General features: G+C 45.8%; 6 protein-coding genes. 5 read left to right on the top strand and 1 reads right to left on the bottom strand.

The window, feature by feature from the left end; genetic code table 11:
• Positions 1-342: 342 nt before the first annotated feature.
• The 5 genes from NSA57_RS16605 to NSA57_RS16585 are packed head-to-tail and all read left to right on the top strand — an operon-like array spanning position 343 to position 5,775.
• Entirely contained in the window at positions 343-1,155 is an 813-nt protein-coding gene (locus NSA57_RS16605) for an FAD binding domain-containing protein (protein WP_147599556.1), read from the top strand.
• Positions 1,152-1,631, top strand: a complete 480-nt coding sequence (locus NSA57_RS16600; RefSeq protein WP_022066675.1) for a (2Fe-2S)-binding protein — start codon at positions 1,152-1,154, stop codon at positions 1,629-1,631. The genes NSA57_RS16605 and NSA57_RS16600 overlap by 4 nt, the downstream gene beginning before the upstream one ends.
• Positions 1,628-3,916 carry a xanthine dehydrogenase family protein molybdopterin-binding subunit gene (locus NSA57_RS16595; protein WP_257465491.1) on the top strand — a complete coding sequence of 763 codons (2,289 nt, stop codon included), beginning with the start codon at positions 1,628-1,630 and terminating at the stop codon, positions 3,914-3,916. Before NSA57_RS16600 ends, NSA57_RS16595 begins: the two co-directional genes overlap by 4 nt.
• Position 3,917: 1 nt before the next feature.
• Entirely contained in the window at positions 3,918-4,949 is a 1,032-nt protein-coding gene (locus tag NSA57_RS16590) for a DUF6077 domain-containing protein (RefSeq protein WP_257465490.1), read from the top strand.
• 13 nt (positions 4,950-4,962) lie between these two features.
• Entirely contained in the window at positions 4,963-5,775 is an 813-nt protein-coding gene (locus NSA57_RS16585; RefSeq protein ID WP_257465489.1) for a hypothetical protein, read from the top strand.
• A gap of 117 nt (positions 5,776-5,892) precedes the next feature.
• Here NSA57_RS16585 and metA read toward each other — a convergent pair whose 3' ends face one another.
• On the bottom strand, positions 5,893-6,825 hold the full coding sequence (gene metA, locus NSA57_RS16580; RefSeq protein WP_173752446.1) for a homoserine O-acetyltransferase MetA: 933 nt from the start codon (positions 6,823-6,825) through the stop codon (positions 5,893-5,895).
• Between the last annotated feature and the right edge of the window lie 21 nt (positions 6,826-6,846).

Here is a 6,846-nt window from a genome sequence, read left to right as displayed (position 1 = left end):
GCTGAGCTTTGCTCAGTTTGAAGCGGAATGGCGCTCCGTTCCTCTGGAACGGATGCGCAGTTCTTGCGGAATATGCACATCATATCATATTTTATATCTTTATCAACTATATTTTAATGATAAGCATAAATTAAAATGCGTTTATCATTAAAATATGGCAAATCGTAAACAGAGGAAAATTTTTCTCTGGAATTTTTCTTATCTCTGAAATCTTAATTTTTTACTGGATTTTTTGAAATGTTCCTGTTAAACTTAAATTAAGTATGCCCGCTCACAGAAAGAAGGGCATGGACACCTTCTGTTTTTGCAGCAGATATATTTTATATAAGAAAGGAAATTCATATGCTAAAGATTAAAAGCTATGAAAGAGTAAACAGTATTGCAGAAGCTTACGAGCTGAATCAGAAAAAATCAGCCTGCGTGCTTGGCGGTATGGTATGGCTGAAAATGGGAAACCGAAATATTTCCACAGCAATTGATCTGTCTGGTCTGGGACTGGACACTGTTCAGGAGCTGGAAGATGAATTTGTGATCGGATGTATGACAACACTTCATGATCTGGAAACAAATGCAGCTCTGAATGAATTTACAGGAGGAGCAGTCAGGGAGAGTCTGCGTCACATTGTAGGAGTGCAGTTTCGGAACTGCGCTACAGTTGGAGGCAGTATTTTCGGAAGATATGGATTTTCTGATGTTTTGACCATGTTTCTTGCAATGGATACCTGGGTGGATATGTATCAGGCAGGAAGAATCCCGCTTACAGAATTTGTAACACAGAAAAAAGACAGGGATATTCTCCAGTCTGTGATCGTAAAAAAGACACCGCTTAAAGTCACATATTTAAGCCAGAGAAATTCTGAGACGGATTTTCCGGTTCTTACCTGTGCGGCTTCTCTGATTGGAGACATGCCGAGAACCGTGATCGGGGCGAGACCCGGACGGGCTATGATTGTTGAGGATTCGGAAGGGATTCTGAAAGGCTTTGGTGAAATGACTAAAAAACAGAAGCCGCAGGCAGCGCAGGATTTTGCCCGCTATGCCGCAGAACATGTGCCGGTGGGATCTAATATGAGGGCTTCTGAAGACTACAGAAAGCTTCTCACACAGGTACTCACAAGGCGAGCATGGGAAACAGTAGGAGGGATGAAAAAATGAAGCTGAGTTTTTGGCTGAATGGAGTTTACCGTCACGATGATGTTGAGCCGGATACATTGCTGCTGGATTTTCTGAGGGACAAAGGCTGCTACAGTGTAAAGAGGGGCTGCGAGACAGCGAACTGTGGATTATGCACTGTACTGATGGACGGAAAGCCTGTACTTTCCTGCAGCACGCTTGCGCTGAGAGCAGAAGGCAAAAAAATTGTGACCATGGAGGGAATGCAGAAAGAGGCAGAGGAGTTCGGTGCTTTCCTTGCAGATGAAGGCGCAGAACAGTGCGGCTTCTGCAATCCGGGATTTATCATGAATGTTTTTGCAATGGAAAAGGAACTTGAGAATCCTTCAGAAGAGGATGTGAAGGAGTATCTTGCCGGAAATCTCTGCAGATGTTCCGGGTTTGTGGGACAGACAAGAAGTATCCTGAAGTATCTTGAACATAAAAAATCACAGAAAAAGGAGGAGGCAGAAGAATGAGCTATGTCAGCAGGCCGGTAAGAAAAAAAGACGCCATGGCGCTTGTAACCGGAAAGCCGGTATATACAGATGATCTGGCGCCGAAAGATTGTCTGATTGTCAAAGTTTTGCGAAGCCCTCATGCCAATGCCTGGATCGAGGAGATTAAAACAGGAACTGCCCGTCAGGTAAACGGAATTGCCGCTGTTTATACATATAAAGATGTTCCCAAAAAGCGTTTTACTCTTGCAGGACAGACTTATCCGGAGCTGAGTCCGTACGATCATTATATTCTTGACCGCAGACTGAGATTTGTGGGCGATGCTGTGGCGATTGTGGCAGGCGAAACAGAGGAGGCAGTAGACAAGGCGCTGAAACGGATCAAGGTAAAATATCAGGTTGACCAGCCTGTTCTTGATATGCATAAAGCAAAAGATGCTGATATCCTGGTACATCCGGAGGAAGACTGGGAGGCAAAAATACCAGTAGGGGCAGATAATAAGAGAAATCTCTGTGCTTCAGGGCTGGAGGAATCCGGTGATGTGGATAAAATCCTTGGCGAATGTAAGTATACTGTGGACCGGACCTATCACACCAAAGCAAACCAGCAGGCAATGATGGAGACTTTCCGGACCTATTGTTATATGGATCATTTCGGACGTCTGAATGTGGTATCATCCACGCAGATTCCTTTCCATGTAAGAAGAATCCTGGGAAATGCTCTGGACATTCCCTCTTCGAAGGTTCGTGTGATCAAGCCAAGGATCGGAGGCGGATTTGGCGCAAAGCAGACTTCTGTCTGTGAGATTTATCCTGCATTTGTCACCTGGATGACAGGCCGTCCGTCAAAAATCATTTACTCCCGTTACGAATCCCAGATCTGCGCATCTCCCCGTCATGAGATGGAGATCCGTGTAAGAGCAGGCGCAGATGAAAACGGAATCGTTCGCGCCATTGATGTTTATACTCTTTCCAACGCAGGCGCGTACGGAGAACACAGTCCTACGACAGTTGGATTAAGCGGGCATAAATCCATTGCCCTTTATCGTCATACGGAAGCTTATCGTTTTGCCTATGATGTTGTTTATACCAATGTACAGGCAGCAGGAGCGTACCGTGGATACGGAGCAACACAGGGAATCTATGCAGTTGAATCAGCAGTGAACGAGCTGGCTGAGATCATGGGAATGGATCCGGTAAAGATCCGGGAGCTGAACATGCCTCTTCAGGGAGAGCCTCTTCCTGCATACGGAGATTGTGATACAGCAGAAAGCTGTACCATGGATCAGTGTATGGAACGGGCAAAGGAAATGATGAACTGGGATGAAAAATATCCCTGTAAGGATCTTGGAAATGGAAAAGTCCGCGGAGTAGGTGTTGCCATGGCCATGCAGGGTTCCTCGATTGCAGGAATTGACGTGGGCGGCGCAGATATGAAGCTGAATGAAGACGGTTCCTATACACTGGGACTTGGATGTGCGGATATGGGTACCGGCTGTGATACCATTCTTGCCCAGATGGCAGCTGACTGTATGGAAACTTCAATAGATAATATTGTTGTGTTTGGGGTAGATACAGATATTTCTCCATATGATTCCGGCTCTTATGCCTCAGCCACAACTTACACCACCGGAATGGCAGTAGTTCAGTCCTGTCAGGAGCTTCGCGGCAAAATCTGCGCTCTTGGTGCAAAAATTCTGCAGGCGGATCCGGAGGAAGTAAATTTTGACGGAGAATTTGTATTTACAGATGAAGAACATAAGGTTTCTCTGAAAGATATTGCCATTCAGGGAACCTGCGGAAATTCTCAGGAGCTTCAGGTTACAAGAACCTATTCTTCACCGGTATCTCCGCCGCCTTTTATGGTAGGAATGGCAGAAGTAGAAGTGGATAAAAAAACCGGAAGCACAAAGGTGATCGATTATGTGGCAGTGGTGGACTGCGGAACACCCATTAACCCGAATCTGGTACGGGTGCAGACAGAAGGAGGAATTGCACAGGGAATTGGAATGGCTCTCTATGAGGATATTCAGTATAATGAAAAAGGCGCTGTCCGCAACAATTCCTTTATGCAGTATAAGATTCCGTCCCGTCTTGATATCGGAGATATCCGGGTAGAAATCCGGGGAAGCTATGAGCCTACCGGTCCTTTTGGGGCAAAATCTGTAGGTGAGCTGGTAATTGACACTCCTTGTCCGGCAATTGCCGCAGCAGTATATAATGCCACAGGCGTCAGGGTTCGTGAACTTCCGATCACACCGGAAAAAATAGCAATGGGAATTCTTCAAAAAGAATCGGAGAAATAGTATGGGAATGGTGGTTAAACTGATTCTGGCAGGATTCTGGCTGGTTCTTGTACCGGCCGCTGCCGGAATCCCGTTTACAGGAAAAAAACAGACCGGTTTTTCAGAAACATTTCTGAACGGATATCTGGTGCTTTTTACTGTAATGGAAATCCTTACTTTGTCTATGACAGTTATGAAAATGCCTCTCCATGTGCTGACTGCTGCCTGGGGAGGCATTGGAATAGTACTGGCCGTTTTTGGACTTTTTGCGTTTGGAAAAAGGAAAGCTTCTTTTCTGTCTGCCTGGAAAGAAAAAAAACGTCCGTCCTTTTATTTCTGTATTGCCATATTACTTATTCTCCTTCAGATAGCAGTGTGTTCACTGATGGCTCATATGGATGCTGACGACTGTTTTTATGTGGCAACGGCTACAACAGACGTTTACACAGATACGATCTTTGAGGTGGATCCCTATACAGGAACTGCATACAGGGCGCTGCCCAGACGATATGTGCTTTCGCCGTTTCCGGTATTTCTGGCAGTGGTAAGTCAGCTGAGCGGAAGGCTCCATCCTGCAGTTATGGCACATATGGTATTTCCGGTAGTTTTTCTTTCAATGGCGTACATGGTGCAGGCTGTGCTGGCAAAAAAATGGTTTCCCGGAGAAAAAAAGGCCCAGGGGATCTATCTTCTTCTGGCAGCTTGTATCTGCAGTTTTTCCGGCTATTCTGTTTACAATGCGGGAAACTTTCAGATGGTTCGTATCTGGCAGGGAAAAGCTGTTTTGGCTTCCGTACTTTTGCCGTATCTGCTTTGTTTGTGTATATCGTTTTTCCTCGAAAAAAAGCAGGAGATATCTTGGGTTCCACTGGTGCTTGCCAATATAAGCTGCTGCCTTCTGTCCTCTATGGGAGTGATACTTGCACCTCTTTTGACAGGCTGCTTTTTTATCATTTCCCTGATTGTCAGGAGAGACTGGAAACGGGTATTGGTAGGATTTTTATGCTGCCTGCCTTCCATTGCCCTGGGGATCGTGTATATTTTAATGGGCTGACAGGAGGATGGAAATGAAAGAAGTATTAAAACAGTCAGTAAATTTCTGGCAGAGCTACTGGGGCGACAGCCTGATGCCGTGGCTGCTTCTGGCAGCTGTTTTCTTTCTTGTGATCTTCAGAAGAAAGAAAAAAAGCACAAAATATCTGTTGTTTTATCTTTTTCTGGTTCTGGCTCTGTTTTTCTGCCCGCCTGCAGCCAGGATCATACAGAAGTGTATAGGCTCCAGTGTATACTGGCGTGTTCTTTGGCTTCTTCCGGTGGTTCCTGTTATTGCTGTGGCTATGACAGAATTTCTGAAGGAGAGAAAAGGCATTTTGCAGTTTCTCCTGGTCATAGCGGCGGCAGGAGCGGTAGCTGTGTGCGGAAAGGGCATTTGTCAGGCAGGAAATTATAAGCTGGTTCATAATTACCAGCAGGTGCCGGATGAGGTGGCTGCCATCTGCGAGATGGTAAAGCAGGATGCCAAAGATTCAGAGTTCCTTCTGGCGGCAGATAATTATATCGGACCTTATGTCCGTGTGTATGATCCATCTATTTATATGCTGTTTAACAGAGAGGGACGGGGCGGCGCTGGCGAAGGAGTACGGCAGCTTTATCTGGAGATCAATGCGCCGGTGTTTAATTACAGCAACATTGCGTCTGCCGGAAAAAGACTTTTCTGCAATTATCTGGTTGTAAAAATCCCGGATAAGCAGCAGAAAAGTGAACTTGAACTATATGGATACCAGGAGGTGGGAACAGCCGGAAGCTATGCCCTGTACCGGCTGGGAGATTCAGCAGATGCTGTAAGAAATCCCATTCTTGACCGTTGGGACTGGAGATGAGAAAACGGATGAGACCGCTTCGGACTTTCATAATCCCTTGATTATTGAGGGAATTGTATCATTTTATACACCAGATGCAGACTAGCCGCGGCAGTCTGCATCTGGTGCTTTTTGCTTTTATATACTTTTAAAATCCGGCGTCCCCATAAGGTCGTAGGGGGTGCTTTGATACACGTAATAATTCAGCCAGTTTGTGTACAGGTTGTTTGCATGGGCGCGCCACATAAGGAGAGGTTTGTTGGCGGGATCGTTATCTTTGTAATAATTCCGGGGAAGTTCAATGGGAAGTCCCTTATCGGTATCCCGCTTATATTCTCCGTCCAGGGTAATGCGGTCGTATTCCGGATGACCCATAACAAAGATTCGGCGGCCACCCTCTGCCATTGCAAGAAACAGTCCGGCCTCCTCGGATTCAGCCAGAATTGTAATTTCTTTACATGCGCGGATATCCTCAATGGGAACTTCTGTATGCCTGGAATGTGGAGCCAGAAACATATCGTCAAAGCCCCTCACAAGAGGAATCTTGCGGTTCAGAACCCTGTGCCAGAAAAGGCCAAACATTTTCTGGTCAAGTTTTTTCTTCTGAAGACCGTAAAAATGATAAAGGCCTGCCTGAGCAGCCCAGCAGAGAAAAATGGTGGAAGTGACGTGGGTTTCTGTCCAGTCCATGATCTCTGTAAGCTCGTTCCAGTAATCCACTTCTTCAAAAGCCATCTGTTCCACGGGCGCGCCGGTGATGATCATACCGTCAAAGCGCAGGTCTTTCAGCTCGGAAAAGGTCTGATAGAACTTATTCAGATGACTGAGAGAGGTGTTTTTTGCCACATGGCTTTCCACAGCCATAAATGTGACGTCTACCTGAAGGGGAGTGTTGGAAAGAGAGCGGAGAAGCTGGAGCTCTGTTTCTTCTTTTAAGGGCATCAGATTCAGAATCAGAATCTGAATGGGACGGATATCCTGATGGACTGCCCGTGTTTCATCCATAACAAAAATATTTTCTTTTTCCAGAATTTCTTTTACGGGAAGTTCTCCCTGTATTTTAATCGGCATTTTATGATCCTCCTTGCCTTT

The sequence above is a fragment of the Blautia caecimuris genome, assembly GCF_024622975.1.
Classification (GTDB): domain Bacteria; phylum Bacillota; class Clostridia; order Lachnospirales; family Lachnospiraceae; genus Blautia_A; species Blautia_A caecimuris.
Note: the sequence above shows the minus strand (reverse complement) of the source record. Positions and strands in the feature narration are given on the sequence as shown.